The following is a 15,058-nucleotide window of genomic DNA, read 5'->3' as shown; positions in this document are numbered from 1 at the left end:
GAGTCAGCTGCATGGCGCGCGTGCAATGTTTCACTTCCCTGTATCGGCTTGCACGTCGGCCTGGATGGGAACGCTGTTCACCCGCGCGTTGACCGTGGCCGCCCCGTGCATGGTGGGCTGGAAGGGCAGGGGCCACTGGCGCGCGCTGCCGCCAAGGACGTAGCCGAGCAGACCATCCCGCAGGCTGCGGCGCTGGCCGTTGAAGACCAGCGCGACGTCGCTGAGCTGCGCGCGGTGCGTGCCGCTGTTGTCGACGCGCAAGGCCCAGGCGGGGCCGTCGCGCACCAGGGACCAGGTCAGGTGCTGCTGCGCGGGAGTTTGCGGGGCGGCGCCCACGAAGACCGGTACCGAGTAGCGCAGCCGCACTTGCACGCCCGTCGCGCGCAAGGGATCGGGCGGCGCGATTTCATCGATGATCAGGCGGTACGACGCTTCGCCGGCACGCCTGGCAGCCTCGGGCTGCAAGAGGCGCACGACTTGCGTACCGCCTGGCGCGATCTGGATCATCGGGGGGCTGGCTACCAGGTCTGAGGTTTCCTGCAGCACGTCTTCGGTCGCGGTCTGGCTCCATGCGTACACGCGGACCTGGCCATAGATAGGTTCGGCGCCTTCGTTGCGCAAGGTCATGCTGGCGGCGCGTTCCGCGCCGTCCAGGTTCAGGATTACCGGCGAGATCTGCAGGCTGGCGGCATGCGCTTGCAGCGCCATGCCGAACAAACAGGCCCCCGCCGCCTGGCGAACGATCCCAAGCGTCGTCATATCGATCCGCGGTCAGAAGTAGACGGTGGCCGTGACCGTCGACTGGTACGTATCCGGCTTGGGGGCGGCCTGGGGCGGCACCCTGCCGTAGACGGTCAGCGTCTGGGCCGCGCCCGTGCCGGTGCCGCCCACCGTGTCCGTGCCTTGCGTGTTGCCCCAGATCGTCGTGCGGCCTGCATTCTGATAGAGCTGGTAGCCCACGCTGGTGGTGGTGTTGCCCGGCGCGGTGCCAACGAGCAGGCGATTGGCGATCGTCGAGCCTGCCGCCGTACCGGCGTCCAGGCCTACGTTGTAGGGCGTGGTGTTGGTGCAAGTGACCCTGACAGTTGTTTCCTGATTCACCGCAGCGCTCAAGAGGCCGGTAGAGGGAAACACCAGCGGATCGGCCGCAATCGTGCAGTTTGCCTGCACCGTCAGGGAAACATTGAAAGTCGCCGTCGCGGTCCCGTTCTGGTAGACCTGAGCGGGGGCCGCGGCGGGCAGGGATAAGCCGATAGTCGCGGACAGAATCGCAGCAGAACCGATGGCCTTCATGCTCGCTCTCCTCCAAGTCAATGGCTAGCTCGACCTTAGCGGAGGGGGCAGTGCAATTTATTTCGCATTATTTCTAACTTCTTCGGTTGCTGTCCCAGGCGCGAATTTTCGGCGCCAGCTCAAGCCGGTTTGGGCCGTTGCTGAGACATAGCGGATCTTTGTTCCGTTCTCTAGCCAAAACCGACATGAAAAGACACAACTTCGGGCCGACAGCGGTTGTCCAGGATTGCGGGCGGATTGGACGAATCCCCAAGCCAAACTCAATGGAAATCCAAGGTGTACGCGAAGCGTTCCCGTAAGGGGCTGAGCATACTGGCCTCGTCGCTTGTCCCGACGAATCCGTTGCTCACCTACAAGGAACTGCCGTGATGTTGACACCGATCCGTTCGCCGCTATGGCGTTGCGCCAGCGCGGCGTTGTGCGCCGCGATGCTGGCGGGCTGCGCGGTCGGGCCCGACTTCGTCCGGCCGGCCGATGGACTGGCCGAGGTGGATCTCACGCCGAGGCAGGAGCCTGCCGGCCACGCGCGGCTGTCCGACGCCGAGGTGCCGGTGCAATGGTGGCTGCTGTTCGAAGATCCCGTGCTTGCCCGGCTTCAGGCCCAGGCCGCCGCCGGCAACCTCGATCTGCAGATGGCCGCCGCGCGCATCGAACAAAGCCGGGCGCAGTTGGGGATCGCCTCGTCGGAACTCTTGCCCAGCTTGGACGCGGGCGCCAGTTATGCGCGCGAAGCGCTCAGCGAGAGCGGCAAGTTCGTCGCGTTGGGCGCGTCCAGCACCCCCGACGACTTCTGGCGGCTGGGGTTCAACGCCAGGTGGGAGATAGACCTGTGGGGCCGCGCCCGGCGCCTGCGCGAAGGCGCCGAGGCTTCCCTGGAAGCCACCGTGTACGACCGCGAGGCCGCAAAGGTGGCGTTGGCGGCCGAGGTGGCCCGCGCATACCTGCAACTGCGCGGCACCCAGGCCCAGCTCGACATCGCCCGGCAGAACCTGGCGGTCGCCGAGCGGGTTCTGGGCTTGACGCAGAGCCGGGAACGCAATGGCGTGGCCACCCGTTTCGAAACCGCCACGGCCCGCGCGCAGCTGGCGACGGTGCGGGCCTTGTTGCCTGAGTTGAACAAGCGCCGCAACGCGCTGCTGAATGCGTTGGCGCTGCTACTGGGTGAGCGGCCGCGCGCATTGGACGAAACGTTGCGCGGCACGATGCCGCTGCCCTCCCTGCCCGCCAGCGTGCCAGTCGGCGTGTCTTCGCAGCTGGCGCACAGGCGGCCCGACATCCAGCGCGCCGAGGCCCGGCTCCATGCCGCCACGGCGGCGATAGGAGTGGCCAAGGCCGACTTCTATCCGCGCATCGCCCTGGTCGGCCAACTGGGAGTGGAAGCGTTCGATGGCAGCGACCTGGCCAGCTGGGACTCCCGCTTTTTCTCGATCGGCCCGACGGTCTACCTGCCCATTTTCCAGGGCGGCAGGCTGGTGCAGCGCCTGGCGCTCAACGAAGCGCGGCAGAAGGCGGCGGCGCTGGCCTACAGGCAGACGGTCCTGCAGGCCTGGCATGAGGTGGACAATGCACTGGATGCCTGGGCCGAGCAGCAACGCGAACACGATGAACTGCTGGTGTCGTATGAGCAGAACCAGCAGGCGCTGCGCGCCGCCGAGCGCGGCTATGAACAGGGGGCGTCCGACTATCTCACTGTGCTCACCGCGCAGCGCAACCTGCTTGCCAGCCAGACCCGTCTGAACGCCAGCGCCACCGACGGCACGCTTACGGTGGTCAATCTGTACAAGTCGCTGGGCGGCGGCTGGAATTCGCAAGCGCAGGCCACGCCATGAGCGCTGCCCCATCCACTCCAGCGGCGCACGGCCAGCCCAAACCTTCGATGCGCGCCATGGCCGGACTTCTGGGCATCTTTATCGCGGCCATGATGGCTGGCTTGAACAATCGTGTCGGCGCATTGGCGCTGGCGGACTTGCGCGGCGCGCTGGGCGCCGGCTTTGACGGTGGCTCCTGGCTCACGACGGCATACAGTGCGGGAGAACTGATCGCCATGCCGTTTGCAGCGTGGTTCGCCATCACGCTGTCGGTGCGCCGCTTCGAACTCTGGATGCTGGGCACGTGCACGACGCTGGCCGTGGTCCTGCCTTGTGTTCAGGACCTGCATCTGCTGCTGGTCCTGCGGTTCCTGCAGGGACTCGCCAGCGGCACCACGATTCCCCTGTTGATGATGGCGGCGCTGAAGTTCCTGCCGCCGCCCATCAGGCTGTACGGCCTGGCGTTGTATGCGATGACCGCCACTTTTGCCCCCAATCTCTCCATCTGGCTGGCCGGCCTGTGGACCGACGCGCTGTTCGACTGGCGTTGGGTGTATTGGCAGATCATCCCTCTGGCCGTGATCGCCGCGGCGCTGGTCGGCTGGGGGCTGCACCGCGAGCCTGTGGACGCAGGGCGCTTTCGTCAGGCCAATTGGTTCGGCATGGCTTGCGGCGTGCCGGCGTTCGGATTGATCGCCGTCGCGCTGGACCAGGGCGTCCGGCTGGACTGGTTCAACTCGCCCCTGGTCACATTTGCGCTGGCAGCGGGCGTGATTCTTTTGGTCGTCTATCTGCTGACGGAGTGGTATCACCCCATGCCGTTCATCAAGCTGCAGGTTCTGGGTCGCCGGAATCTGGTGTTGGGTTTCACGCTGTTCGTTTTCCTGCTGGTGGTGCTGTTGTCCGGCTCATTGCTGCCGGCCGGCTATCTGGCGCCGATCCAGGACTACAGGCCCGCGCAAATGGCATCCATCGGGCTGATCGTGGCGCTGCCGCAGTTGGTCCTGGGCTTTGCGGTGGCGTTGCTGCTGTATCGGAAATGGGTGGATGCGCGGATGGTGTTTTCGGCGGGGCTGGTCCTGATCGCGCTCGCCTGCCTGGCAGGCGCCCAGTTGACGGTCACGTGGAACCGCGAGCAGTTCATGCTGGCCCAGGCATTGCAAGCCATGGGGCAGCCCATGGCCGTGGTGTCCATGCTGTTCCTGATCACCAGCGTGGTGCAGCCGCACGAAGGGCCTTATGTCTCGGGGGCAATAAATACGCTGCGCGCGCTGGGTTCGGTGCTGGGCGCCGCCGTGGTCGGGCAGCTGTTGACCGTGCGCGGCCGCTTCCATGCGGAGATGCTGCTGGACCAGGCGGCGCTCGTCGGCAACTACGTCCCGCACAGCCTGGAACCCGGGCAGCTCATGCGCATCGTCAGCCAGCAGTCGCTGGTGCTGTCGATCGCCGATGCCTACCGCGTATTGGGCGTCCTGGCGTTGCTGCTGATTCCCATCGTGTTGAGGTTGAACTACATCCCCCCTCCCGATTTGCGCCCGGTCTCGCGTCCTTCCACAGTTCCATCTTCCATTCAGGGATAGTCCATCATGGCATTACCGAAGAAAGCAAAGATCACGACCACGGTGCTGCTGCTCATGCTGTTGATCGGCAGCGGGCTGTATTTCAACCGTTCCGAATCCCGGGCATCCACCCAGTCCACCGACGACGCCTACGTGCACGCGGATTTCACGATGGTGGCGCCGCAGGTCGCGGGCCGGATCGACAAGGTGCTGGTCGAGGACAACCAGCCCGTCAAGCAGGGGCAACTGCTCGCCACCGTGGATGACCGTGATTTCGTCGCGGCGGCGAATGCCGCCCGGGCCCAGGCGGCCAGCGCCCAGGCCAGCGTCGCCGGCCTGCAAGCCCGGCTGGTCCAGCAGGAGTCCTCCATCCGCCAGGCGCAGGCGGCGGTGGCGGTGGACGAGGCCGCGCTGAAGCTGGCCCGTGCCAACCAGACGCGCTATCGGAACCTGGCGACGGACGGCTCGGGAACCGTCCAGGCGCGCCAGCAAGCCGAAATGCAGGCCAGCGTTCAACAGGCCAGCCTGGAAAAGGCCCAGGCCAGCCTGCTGGCTGCCCGCCAGCAGGTGGATGTACTGCAGGCGGACCTGGAAAAGGCCCGCGCCGCCTTCGCCCAGGCGCAGGCGGTGCAGGCCGCGGAGGAACTCAAGTTGTCGTACACCCGCATCACCGCGCCCGTGGACGGCACCGTGGGGCAGAAATCGGTGCGTGTCGGCGCCTTCGTCACTGTCGGCAAGCCTTTGCTCGCGATAGTCCCGCTGGACGCTGTCTATGTGTCGGCAAACTTCCGGGAAACGCAGCTGGCGCGCGTGCGGCCGGGCCAGGCGGTGGCTATCGAGGTCGATGCGCTGGCGGGCGAGGTGCTGGCGGGAACGGTGGAAAGCCTGGGGCCAGCCAGCGGCGTGAGCTATTCCGCAGTCGCGCCGCACAATGCCACCGGCAACTTCACCAAGATCGTCCAGCGGCTGCCGGTGCGGATTCGCATCAATGCGGATCAGCCTGCAGCCGCCAATCTGAAGGTGGGCATGTCGGTCACGCCCGAAATCCTGGTCGATGACTGATGGAGTCGAGGGGGACGGCCGTCGCTATTGCGGCAGGCCCGCCGCGCGCAGGCCTTCCGTCAACGTTGCGAGGTGCTGCGGCGCGCAGATGGGCACCCATTCCGCAAGCGTGGACAGACGCAGGCTGGGATTGAGCTGCCGCAGGTTCTGCAGCCCGCGTTGCGCGTCCGTCGTCCGTCCGGCCAACGCGTGGCTGGCCGCGCCTATCGCGACCGCCATCTGGAAGCTCGGCAGGTTCTGGTAGGCCTTCTCCGCCCATGACGCCGCCGCGTCAAAATCCTTCAGGAAGAGATGCGCGGTGGCCATGCCTGCCTGCATGCGGTAGAGCTCCGGGTCACGGGGACTGAGCCGCATTGCATGCTTCAAGAATTCCACAGCGTCCTCGACTTCTCCCCGCCAAAGCCTGAGGAACGCACCCAGGAACCATGCCGCGGCCAGATTCGGATTGAGGCCGAGCGCCTTGTCGAGCAGCGCGATGGCGCCCGAGGTGTCCCCGCCCAGCTGGCCCAGCGCGTGGCCGCCCCGAGTCAGCGCAACCGCGTCGTCCGGCCCCAGGTCGACGGCCTTGCGACCCAGGCGTATACCCTCCGCGGTTTCCTTCCCGACATCCGTCATCCAGTTGTTGACCCTGCGCCAGCAGTGGCACCACGCCGCCATTGCATACGCCGACGCGTAATCCGGATCGGTCGCGATAGCGGTATGGAAGAGTTGCAGCGCCTGGTCGACGGATTCGCGGGTGCCCTGGTGCAGTTTGGTCATGCCGCGCAGATAGTAGTCGTAGGCGTCCAGGTTGCCGGTAGGCTTGCGCTGGGCGCGGTCGATCTCGGCCCGCTCCAGCTGCGGCGCGATGGCGCCCACCACGCTTTCGGTGATCTGGTCCTGCAGTTCGAAGATGTCTCCCAGCACGCCCTCGAAGCGGCCCGCCCAATGGAGTATTCCCGTGGTCGCGTCGATCAGTTGCGCCGAGGTGCGCACGCGGTTTGCCGACTTGCGCCAGCTGCCTTCCAGCACATAGCGCACCCCCAGTTCGCGGCCCACCTGTTTGGCGTCCACGCCGTGCCCCTTGTACGCGAAGCTCGAGTTCCTGGCGACGACGAAAAGCCAGCGGTATTGGGACAAGGCCGAGATGATGTCCTCGATCACGCCGTCCGACAGATAGTCCTGTTCCGGGTCGCCGCTGAGATTGACGAACGGCAGCACTGCGATGGAGGGCTTGGCGAGAACCGCCGGCGCGGAAGCGGAAACTTCAGCAGGCGTGGCGTGCATTACCGGCTGGCTCGCGGAGGCGGAAGCCGTCGGAAGGCTTGCGGCCTGCGGCGCTTGTTCGCTTGTCACTGCCGCGACGAAGCGAAAGCCCTTGCGGGCGACGGTCCGAATCACGCGCTGTTGTTGCCCGTTGTCGCCCACAGCCTTGCGCACCGCGTTGATGTGGGTGGCCAAGGTCGACTCCGACACGATCCGGCCTTGCCACACGGCGTTGACCAGGTCGTCGCGGCTGACGACGCGGTCGCGGTGCTCCATCAGGTACGCGAGTACGTCGAAAACCTTGGGCGCCGTGGCAACGGCGCTGGACGCGCGCAGCAGCTCGCGCCGGTCCAGGTCCAGCACGCAGTTGTCAAAAGAGAATTGCATTCCGTACTCCTTGTGCCGTTCTTGTGCGCCTGGCTTCAGGTCAGTCGGCTGGACGAATGCGCAAGCCAAATCCAAGGGAAAAACAAGGCGGCCGCAAAGCCTTCCGCCCGGGTGCTAAGCATACTGCAAGCACCCGGTCGGGATGTGCGACGGGACGGCAATCAAGCAAGGAGCGGAACATGAAAATCGTGGTTATCGGCGGTACCGGCCTGATCGGGTCGAATGTGGTGCAACGGCTGCGCGCAAACGGTCATGAAACCGTTGCGGCATCGCCCAGGACGGGCGTGGACACCTTGACCGGCGCGGGATTGGCCGAGGCCCTGGCCGGGGCGCAGGCAGTGCTGGACGTATCCAATTCTCCGTCGTTCGAGGATCAGGCAGTGATGGCGTTCTTCGAGACCGCTGGGCGCAATCTGTTGGCGGCGGCAACCCGGGCTGGCGTGGAACATTACCTGGCGCTATCCGTGGTCGGCGCTGAGCGATTGCCGGACAGCGGCTACATGCGCGCCAAAGTGGCCCAGGAAAAGCTGATCCGGGAATCGAAGATTCCCTACACCATCCTGCGCGCAACCCAGTTCTTCCAGTTCGTAGAGGGCATCGTGAGCGCGGGTGCGCAAAATGGCATGATCCGGCTGTCTCCCGCCCTGATCCAGCCCATCGCGGCCGACGACGTATCGGCGGTGCTGGCCGACCTGGCCGTCGCGACTCCGGTCGATCGCACGGTCGAAGTGGGAGGGCCGGACCGCTTTCCACTTGACGAGCTGGGCCGCAAGTTCCTGGCCGCGCGCGGCGATGCCCGCACCGTTGTTGCCGACGTGCACGCGCGCTACTACGGCAGCGAGCTGGACGACCGTTCGCTGGTCGCGGGCGCGCATGCGCACATCGGACCGACGCGCTTCCAGAATTGGCTCACTCGCCCCGCAGCATGACGGCAACTGCAAAGAGCTGCGGCGCAAGGCAGGCGGGATCGGGCTGGGGAAGCGCGTCGGGCTGTTCGGGTCAAGGGCCGCCGAGGATGCTCATGGAAAATCGCGGAATATCCCTGCAGGACATTCTCATCTTCGTGGAAGTGGTCAAGCACGGCGGATTTACATCCGCCGCTGCAATGCTGGACATGCCTGTTTCGACGGTTTCCAGGCGGCTGTCGATACTGGAGAGCCAGCTGGGCGCTCAGCTGTTGGTACGCACGACGCGCAAGGTGTCCACCACGACAGCCGGTGTCCGCTATTTCGAGGAATGCGTCGGTCACGTCGAGGCCGCGCTCAATGCGCACGAGGTCATTCAATCGTATGTCGGCCGACCCGAAGGAACGCTGCGCGTTTCGATTCCTTCCAGTCTCACTGCGTTGCTGCCTATCCTGGTCGCGGCGATGCGCCGGGATTATCCGAAGGTCAGGCTCGACATCGTGGTGGGGGGAGGGGAAACGGGCCACAATCCGATGCCTTTTGAATTGTCGATCCGGGGCGGTCCTCAGCGCGATTCTTTGCTTATCCAGCGTCCGGTGCTGGAGCTCAGGCGCGTCCTGATCGCATCGCGCGCCTACCTGAACGCCGTGGGGCGCCCCAGGGACCCGGCGGATTTGCACAACCATGAGTTGCTTGTGGTCGCGACCGAGACGGACTGGGAACTGCGCCGAAACGGCGAGAGTTGCCGCATTCCGGTTTCATCGATGGTGGTGACCGAGAGCGCCTTGCTCAATGTGCAGCTGGCGATGGCAGGCGCGGGCATCGCATGGATGCCCTGTGATCTGCTGCTGAACCACAGGGGGGCGCGGCGCACGCTGGAGCGTGTGTTGCCGGAGTGGGAACTGCCTCCCACGACCCTGTATGCGCTCTCTCAGACGCGCGTGGTCTCCGCGCGCGCCCAGGCGTTCCTGGACACGTTCAAGGGGTTGCTGCAGGGCGTTCCGAAGCAACCCCAGATCGCCATCAGCCGAAAGTAAAGGCGTAGGCTTCAACGCCGGGCTCCAGGAACTCGATCTGGAAGACGCGGTCGCGGTCCGGCGTCTGTTGCCGCACGAGCTGATAAAGCTTGTGCCCCTCGATGACGCCCTCTCCCTGCTCATTGATGTCGGCCCCGTGATCCGCCAGCGGCGGCCGGCCGTCCAGCGTGACGCGGAATCGCACCGGCCGGCCGTCCGCCGCAGGGCCCAGCACCATGTGCAGGTCGCGCGCATGAAAGCGCTGGATGACGCGGCCGTTGGCGCCTGTGGCCACCGCAAGTTCCGGCTCCAGCCGCCATGATCCGGCCAGCGTCCATTGGTTGGCGCCCAGTTCGCCCGCGGGCTGGTAGACCGTGTCCTTATGCTGCCTGATCGGCGCGCCGCCCGGTGCGTAGCTCGTGGCCTTGCCATAGCCCAGGTAGCTTTCGCCCGAACGCAGCGTCGACCACTGCGGCGGCGCTTCCACGCCGCGCGCCGCGGGCCGGGTGGCATCGGCGTCGGGCAGCGTCCGGCCCGCTTCCGCGAGCAGGCGCTGGATCATGCGTTCCGTCTGCTGGTAATCGTGCTCGCCCGCGACCGTGTACCGCACGCGGCCCTGGCCATCGAGCAGATAGAAGGCGGGCCAGGACTGATTGCGGAACGCTCGCCAAATCCGGAACCCGTTGTCCAGGGCGACGGGGTACTGAATGCCCAGGTCCGCGACCGCCCGGCGCACATTGGAGGCGCTCTTCTCGAAAGCGAATTCAGGCGAATGCACGCCTATCACTTCCAACCCGGCATCCTTGTACTTGTCGTGCCAGGCCTTCAGGTAGGGGAGCGTGCGCAGGCAGTTGATGCAGGAATAGGTCCAGAAATCGACCAGCACGATCTTGCCATCGAGATCGGCGGCGTCCAACGGTTCCGAATTCAGCCAGCCGTTGGCATCCTGCAGGGATGCCAGCGGACCGTTCGCGGCTGCGAACGTCTTGGCCGGATTGTTCGGGCGTAGCTGTTCGACCAATTGCTGCTCCAGCCGCGCTGCGCCCGAGGCAGAGGCGCTGGAGAGAAGCGCCGGGTTCCATCCGAGCGCGGAAACGGCAACTGCGGCCATGACGGCGGCGCCGGCCACCCTGCGCAGGCCTTGGGCCGCAGGCAGGAAGCGGTGCAACGTCGCGGCCATGCCGCGTCCGAGCCAGAGCGCCGCGGCCAGCGCCACCGCCGCGCCGCAGGCGAATGACAGCAGCAGCAAGGAAGTCTGGATGTTCGCGCCGTTGAGCGCCGCGCTGGTAAGCAGCAGTCCCAGGATGGGGCCGGCGCACGGCGCCCACAGCAGGCCGGTGCCCAGGCCCAGCCCGATGGAAAGCAGCCCGGCCGCGCGCGGCGAGCCGGGAGCCGCGCCTGCCAGGCGATTGCCCAGCGCAACCAGCGGCCGGCTCATCCAGTCGCCCACGGCGGGCAGCAGCAGCGCAAGTCCGAAGAGCGCCAACAGTGCCATCGCGGCGTAGCGCGCACCCTCATTGAGCGTCACGACCCAGGCGCCACCGAACGCCGCCAGGCTGGCGACCGCCGCGAACGCGACGGCCATGCTCGCGAGCAGCGGCAAGGCATGGGTCCGGAATGAACCTGATCCGCGTGCGAACACGAAGGGCAGGATGGGCAGGATGCAGGGGCTCACGATGGTGAGAACGCCGCCAAGAAAAGCTACAAGAATGATCAGCATGGGTAGGCACCGCGACGCAAGGAGAGAGGGGCGCGAGAGTCAGGACTCGCGCTTTTGCCGGCGCGCGCCGCTGTCGTTGCGCGCCGTGATGGTCTGGCAGCTCAGCGGGTTGCGCAGCTCATGCGCCAGCCCGCCGGCAAACAGAATGAGTACGAGCAGGAGCTTGCGCATGTCGGTTCCCCTTCAGGCCGCATGGACGTTGAGGGCCACGTCGATGTTGCCCCGCGTGGCTTTCGAGTACGGGCAGATTTCATCGGCCGCGTGGGCAATCTGCTCGGCCAGCGCCTGGTCCAGTCCGGGCAGGAACACGTTGAAGCGGGCTTGGAGCAGGTAGGCGCTGCCCGCCATGCCCAGATCCACTTCCACGTCCACCGCGCGATCGTTCGGCAGTTGCACCTTCATCTGTTTGGCGATGACGTCCAGCGCACTGGTGTAGCAGGCGGACCAGGCGCCCGCGAAAAGCTGCTCGGCGGTCGGATGCGGCTGGATGTCTTCGAAAGCCTGGACCAGGCCCGGGTTGTTGGGAGTCGAAAGACGGATATCGAGCCGTTCCTCGCCGCCCTGGGAGACATAGTTGCGAGAGAGGGTCGTATGGGTCTTGCCGGTCAAAAGGACTTTCTGGATACGGGCGGGCATGGCGAACTTCCTTGTCAGTTGGAATTTAAATCGGATTCGATTAAATCGAATGCGATTGAAGCGCATGGTAAGAAGCGCGAGTCCTGGCGTCAAGAGGCTGAAGCGAGGAAATTCGTATCAAATCGTTTACGACTGCATCGCATGCGATGTAAAGTGGCGCCATCAGGCAGACCAGATACCGAGGTGCACATGAAGCCCAAGACCCCAAACGATCCGTCCCAGAGAAAGCTGGCGGAATTCCTCTGTTTCGCGGTTTATTCGACCAACCTGGCGTTCGGCCGCGTGTACCGCCCCATCCTCGACGCGCTCGGGCTCACCTACACGCAGTACGTGACGATGATTGCCCTCTTCGAAGAGGACGATCAGACGGTCGGCAGCCTGGGCGAAAAGCTCTTTCTTGAATCCAACACCCTCACGCCGATACTCAAGAAGCTCGAAGGCATGGGCTATCTGGAACGCGTGCGCGACTCGGTGGACGAGCGGCTGGTCCGGGTGCGCGTGACCGACGAAGGGCGGCGCTTGCGCGAGAAGACCGCAAGCATCAACCTGAGCGATGCTTGCGGTCTCACGGGCGATCAGTTCGCGGCGTTGAGGGAGCAGGTTGTCGCGCTGCGCGACAACCTGGTCGAGGCGGCGCGGCCGGACGGCGGTTGAACGCAGGTGGACACCTTCAACTACATGCGCGCCTTCCGGCGCATCGTCGAACTGGGCAGCCTGGCCAAGGCGGCCGAGGCGCTGGATATGTCGTCCGCCGGGCTCAGCAAGCAGTTGCGGGCGCTGGAAGCCCACCTGGGGGCCGTGCTCATCCAGCGGACCACCCGCAAGATGAGCCTGACCGACACGGGCGCGGCCTATTACGCCGAATGCTGCCGGCTGCTGGACGAATTGGACGCGCTGGAAAAATCCGTCAAGCGCGAGTCCCGCCTGGTGTCGGGGCGGCTGCGCGTGAACGCGCCGGTCTCGTTTGCCTTGAGCGTGCTGACGCCGCTGCTGGCGCGCTTTCTGCGCCAATATCCGGAACTGCGCCTGGACCTGGCGATGGAAGACCGGCTGGTCGATGCGGTGGGACAGGGCTTTGACGTGTCCATACGGTTGCGCGCGCAGCTGGACGATTCTTCGCTGATTGCGCGCCGGCTGGCGTCGCTGACGCAGGTGCTGTGCGCGGCGCCGTCCTACCTCGACAGCCGCGGCCGTCCGGAGAGCGTGGACGCGCTGCGCGGGCATGACATCCTCAGCTATACCTTGGCCGAAAGCCCTGGCGCGGTTGCGGACGAGGATGCGGGCCAGCAGGCGGATCCGTTGGCCGGACCCGCGCTGGTGCAGGTCAACAACAGCCTGATGCTGCGGGACCTGCTGGAAGAGGGGCTGGGCATAGGCGCCTTGCCGTCGTTCCTGGCCGCGCCCGCCATCGCCAGCGGCAGGCTGGTGCGCGTTTTGCCCCAACAACCCGCCGCGCCTCGCCATGTCTACGCGGTCTATCCGACCAGCCGCCACCTGCAGCCCAAGGTCAAGGCCTTTGTGGATTTCATGGCGGAGCATCTGCCGGCGGCCATGCGCGGCGATTGTTGACGCGCAGCTAATAAAGTCCTGCCGGCGGACACCTTACTCCCGCGCCGGCCCGTCCTTAAGCTGGCGTCCATTGAAACGAGATGGACGCCATCATGACTTCGACCTCCAATTACGCACCCGCCGCGCCGCTGACCGTGGACTTCTTCCATGACGTAGTTTGCGGCTGGTGCTATGTCATGTCTCCCCGCCTGCGCCAGGTCGCGGCCGAACTGGGCATTGCCGTGCGCCAGCGCAGCTTCGTGCTGCAAGAATCGCCTGAACAGATGTGCCAGGTGTTCGGCTCGATGCCGCGCGCCAAGCAGGTGATCCTGGGCCATTGGGAAGCCTGCGCCCGCCATGAAGACCAGCCGCGCATCGACGTCGAGGGCATGCGCGCCGAATCATTCGATTATCCCAGCGGGATGGCCGGGGCGCTGGCTTGCCAGGCCGCGCAGTTGCTGGCCGGCGACGCGGGCCATTGGGACATGTTCGACGCGATCCAGCATGCCCACTTGAGCGAGCACCGCAACGTCGGCGATAGCGCGGTGCTGTTGGACATCGCCGCCGGGCTGGGCCATGACCGGGGCGAATTCGCCGCCCTCATGCGGGGCGAGGAGGTCTTGCAGCGCGTGCAGGCCGATCGCGCCGCCGCCGCGCGGCTGGCCATCGACTCCATTCCCACGTTGATCGCCGGGCCGCACCGGGCCCGCCTGCACACCATGTCCACGGCCGATCTGCGGGACAGGCTGCGGGCGCTGATGCCCGCAGTCGAGGCTTGATCGCCGCGCATCGGGGCGCCGCCCACGTTTTCCTTCTTTCCATTTTTCCGTCCGCAGGACGGAAACCACACGCACAAGGTGCATCATGACTATCCGCTACACCCGCAAACTTCTTGGCCTGGCGCTGGGCGCCGCCTTGAGCTTCAACGTACTCGCGCACGGCGCACCCGCCCGCGCGCCTGCCTCCGGACAGCAAGTGGGCATCAGCCCCTGGGGGCCGGACGATGAGATCGGCCGCCTTAACCTGATCACGCCCGAATCGCGCGCCGCGGTCATGTCGCGCGTGGCCGGCGGCAAGGTCTATGACCTGGCCACGGAATACTACGTGGGCATGCCCAGTTGGCAGGACGCGGGCGATCCGCACTACCAGTTCTGGATGACGCACACGCCGCGCGGCACCGAAGTCGACGACCCCATGGGCGTGGGCAAGGACATGAACGCGATGCGCAGCTACACCGGCACGGCGTTCTCGATGTACAGCCACACCGGCACGCACATCGATGCGCTCAACCATTTCGGCATCCACGGCAAGATCTGGAATGGCTTTCGCGCCGACGAACATCTGGGGGACCGCGGCTGGAAGCGCACGGGCATCGAGAAGTTCCCGCCGCTGGTGGCGCGCGGCGTATTGATCGACGTGGCCGCGCTCAAGGGCGTGGAGATGCTGCCCGACCAGTACCGCATTACCCGACAGGACCTGAAAGCCGCGCTGGCGCGCCAGAAGACCGAGCTGCGCGAGGGCGACATTGTCCTGATCCGCACCGGCCGCATGAAGCTGTACAACGATCCGGCGGCCTACATGGCCAAGCCGCCGGGCATGGGCCTGGACGCTGCGCGTTATCTGGTCGAGGAGGGCGGCGCCATGATTCTGGGGGCGGACAACCTCAGTTTCGAGACCTTCCCGTCGGAGGTGTCCGACGACTATGTGCCGCTGCATACCTATCTGCTGGCGCAGAAGGGCGTGCCCATCATCGAGCTGGCGGCGCTGGACGAGCTGTCGCGCGACCAGGTCTATGAATTCGCCTTCATCGGCGGGCCGCTGAAGATCCGCGGCGGCGATGCGGCGCCGCTGCGTCCGGTGGCGATGCCGCTGCGCTGAA

The 15,058-nt window shown here is 65.9% G+C and carries 15 protein-coding genes; 9 read left to right on the top strand and 6 right to left on the bottom strand.

The window, feature by feature from the left end; all coding sequences use genetic code 11:
* Positions 1-30: 30 nt before the first annotated feature.
* Positions 31-759, bottom strand: a complete 729-nt coding sequence (locus ACM1PE_RS23095) for a molecular chaperone (RefSeq protein ID WP_306635620.1) — start codon at positions 757-759, stop codon at positions 31-33.
* Positions 760-771: 12 nt separating this feature from the next.
* Positions 772-1,293 carry a spore coat U domain-containing protein gene (locus tag ACM1PE_RS23090; RefSeq protein WP_054451863.1) on the bottom strand — a complete coding sequence of 174 codons (522 nt, stop codon included), beginning with the start codon at positions 1,291-1,293 and terminating at the stop codon, positions 772-774.
* A 368-nt stretch (positions 1,294-1,661) separates the two neighbouring features.
* On the opposite strand from ACM1PE_RS23090, the gene ACM1PE_RS23085 reads away from it, so the two are divergent.
* The 3 genes from ACM1PE_RS23085 to ACM1PE_RS23075 are packed head-to-tail and all read left to right on the top strand — an operon-like array spanning position 1,662 to position 5,722.
* On the top strand, positions 1,662-3,122 hold the full coding sequence (locus ACM1PE_RS23085; RefSeq protein WP_419341079.1) for an efflux transporter outer membrane subunit: 1,461 nt from the start codon (positions 1,662-1,664) through the stop codon (positions 3,120-3,122).
* Positions 3,119-4,681 (top strand): MFS transporter, encoded by a 1,563-nt coding sequence (locus ACM1PE_RS23080; protein ID WP_419341078.1) that lies wholly within the window; start codon positions 3,119-3,121, stop codon positions 4,679-4,681. Before ACM1PE_RS23085 ends, ACM1PE_RS23080 begins: the two co-directional genes overlap by 4 nt.
* A 6-nt stretch (positions 4,682-4,687) precedes the next feature.
* Entirely contained in the window at positions 4,688-5,722 is a 1,035-nt protein-coding gene (locus tag ACM1PE_RS23075) for an HlyD family secretion protein (RefSeq protein WP_059371435.1), read from the top strand.
* A 24-nt stretch (positions 5,723-5,746) separates the two neighbouring features.
* Here ACM1PE_RS23075 and ACM1PE_RS23070 read toward each other — a convergent pair whose 3' ends face one another.
* Complete coding sequence (locus ACM1PE_RS23070; RefSeq protein ID WP_306635628.1) at positions 5,747-7,354, bottom strand: winged helix-turn-helix domain-containing tetratricopeptide repeat protein; 1,608 nt, start codon at positions 7,352-7,354, stop codon at positions 5,747-5,749.
* A 179-nt stretch (positions 7,355-7,533) separates the two neighbouring features.
* Between ACM1PE_RS23070 and ACM1PE_RS23065 the strand changes: the two genes are divergently transcribed.
* Both ACM1PE_RS23065 and ACM1PE_RS23060 read left to right on the top strand, forming a co-directional pair.
* Positions 7,534-8,283 (top strand): SDR family oxidoreductase, encoded by a 750-nt coding sequence (locus ACM1PE_RS23065; RefSeq protein WP_419341076.1) that lies wholly within the window; start codon positions 7,534-7,536, stop codon positions 8,281-8,283.
* Between the two features lie 92 nt (positions 8,284-8,375).
* Entirely contained in the window at positions 8,376-9,296 is a 921-nt protein-coding gene (locus ACM1PE_RS23060; RefSeq protein ID WP_419341075.1) for a LysR substrate-binding domain-containing protein, read from the top strand.
* On the opposite strand, the gene ACM1PE_RS23055 is transcribed toward ACM1PE_RS23060, so the two are convergent.
* Genes ACM1PE_RS23055 through ACM1PE_RS23045 form a run of 3 tightly spaced genes read right to left on the bottom strand, consistent with a single transcriptional unit; the run spans position 9,283 to position 11,631 of the window.
* A complete protein-coding gene (locus ACM1PE_RS23055) occupies positions 9,283-10,995 on the bottom strand; it encodes a redoxin domain-containing protein (protein ID WP_419341073.1) in 1,713 nt (570 codons plus the stop codon). The genes ACM1PE_RS23060 and ACM1PE_RS23055 overlap by 14 nt on opposite strands.
* A 39-nt stretch (positions 10,996-11,034) precedes the next feature.
* A complete protein-coding gene (locus tag ACM1PE_RS23050; protein ID WP_255423697.1) occupies positions 11,035-11,166 on the bottom strand; it encodes a hypothetical protein in 132 nt (43 codons plus the stop codon).
* 12 nt (positions 11,167-11,178) lie between these two features.
* Complete coding sequence (locus ACM1PE_RS23045; protein WP_059371440.1) at positions 11,179-11,631, bottom strand: Ohr family peroxiredoxin; 453 nt, start codon at positions 11,629-11,631, stop codon at positions 11,179-11,181.
* Positions 11,632-11,820: 189 nt separating this feature from the next.
* On the opposite strand from ACM1PE_RS23045, the gene ACM1PE_RS23040 reads away from it, so the two are divergent.
* The 4 genes from ACM1PE_RS23040 to ACM1PE_RS23025 all read left to right on the top strand — a co-directional run bounded on the left by ACM1PE_RS23040 (position 11,821) and on the right by ACM1PE_RS23025 (position 15,057).
* Positions 11,821-12,285 carry a MarR family winged helix-turn-helix transcriptional regulator gene (locus ACM1PE_RS23040; RefSeq protein WP_054451854.1) on the top strand — a complete coding sequence of 155 codons (465 nt, stop codon included), beginning with the start codon at positions 11,821-11,823 and terminating at the stop codon, positions 12,283-12,285.
* Between the two features lie 6 nt (positions 12,286-12,291).
* Positions 12,292-13,200, top strand: coding sequence for a LysR family transcriptional regulator (locus tag ACM1PE_RS23035; RefSeq protein WP_419341072.1), 909 nt, complete (start codon positions 12,292-12,294; stop codon positions 13,198-13,200).
* Between the two features lie 80 nt (positions 13,201-13,280).
* Positions 13,281-13,958, top strand: coding sequence for a DsbA family oxidoreductase (locus tag ACM1PE_RS23030; RefSeq protein ID WP_419341071.1), 678 nt, complete (start codon positions 13,281-13,283; stop codon positions 13,956-13,958).
* Between the two features lie 85 nt (positions 13,959-14,043).
* Positions 14,044-15,057 carry a cyclase family protein gene (locus ACM1PE_RS23025; protein ID WP_059371442.1) on the top strand — a complete coding sequence of 338 codons (1,014 nt, stop codon included), beginning with the start codon at positions 14,044-14,046 and terminating at the stop codon, positions 15,055-15,057.
* Position 15,058: the final 1 nt, after the last annotated feature.

It is taken from the genome of Achromobacter sp. PD1 (genome assembly GCF_048541815.1).
GTDB classification, from domain to species: domain Bacteria; phylum Pseudomonadota; class Gammaproteobacteria; order Burkholderiales; family Burkholderiaceae_B; genus Achromobacter; species Achromobacter bronchisepticus_A.
The sequence above is the reverse complement of the archived record's forward strand: the minus strand, read 5'-3'. Positions and strand labels throughout refer to the sequence as shown.

Bases quoted from the DNA above. Each gene is read 5' to 3' on its own strand.
- ACM1PE_RS23095 (WP_306635620.1), bottom strand. From the start codon at position 759: ATGACGACGCTTGGGATCGTTCGCCAGGCGGCGGGGGCCTGTTTGTTC.
- ACM1PE_RS23090 (WP_054451863.1), bottom strand. From the start codon at position 1,293: ATGAAGGCCATCGGTTCTGCTGCGATTCTGTCCGCGACTATCGGCTTA.
- ACM1PE_RS23085 (WP_419341079.1), top strand. From the start codon at position 1,662: ATGTTGACACCGATCCGTTCGCCGCTATGGCGTTGCGCCAGCGCGGCG.
- ACM1PE_RS23080 (WP_419341078.1), top strand. From the start codon at position 3,119: ATGAGCGCTGCCCCATCCACTCCAGCGGCGCACGGCCAGCCCAAACCT.
- ACM1PE_RS23075 (WP_059371435.1), top strand. From the start codon at position 4,688: ATGGCATTACCGAAGAAAGCAAAGATCACGACCACGGTGCTGCTGCTC.
- ACM1PE_RS23070 (WP_306635628.1), bottom strand. From the start codon at position 7,354: ATGCAATTCTCTTTTGACAACTGCGTGCTGGACCTGGACCGGCGCGAG.
- ACM1PE_RS23065 (WP_419341076.1), top strand. From the start codon at position 7,534: ATGAAAATCGTGGTTATCGGCGGTACCGGCCTGATCGGGTCGAATGTG.
- ACM1PE_RS23060 (WP_419341075.1), top strand. From the start codon at position 8,376: ATGGAAAATCGCGGAATATCCCTGCAGGACATTCTCATCTTCGTGGAA.
- ACM1PE_RS23055 (WP_419341073.1), bottom strand. From the start codon at position 10,995: ATGCTGATCATTCTTGTAGCTTTTCTTGGCGGCGTTCTCACCATCGTG.
- ACM1PE_RS23050 (WP_255423697.1), bottom strand. From the start codon at position 11,166: ATGCGCAAGCTCCTGCTCGTACTCATTCTGTTTGCCGGCGGGCTGGCG.
- ACM1PE_RS23045 (WP_059371440.1), bottom strand. From the start codon at position 11,631: ATGCCCGCCCGTATCCAGAAAGTCCTTTTGACCGGCAAGACCCATACG.
- ACM1PE_RS23040 (WP_054451854.1), top strand. From the start codon at position 11,821: ATGAAGCCCAAGACCCCAAACGATCCGTCCCAGAGAAAGCTGGCGGAA.
- ACM1PE_RS23030 (WP_419341071.1), top strand. From the start codon at position 13,281: ATGGACGCCATCATGACTTCGACCTCCAATTACGCACCCGCCGCGCCG.
- ACM1PE_RS23025 (WP_059371442.1), top strand. From the start codon at position 14,044: ATGACTATCCGCTACACCCGCAAACTTCTTGGCCTGGCGCTGGGCGCC.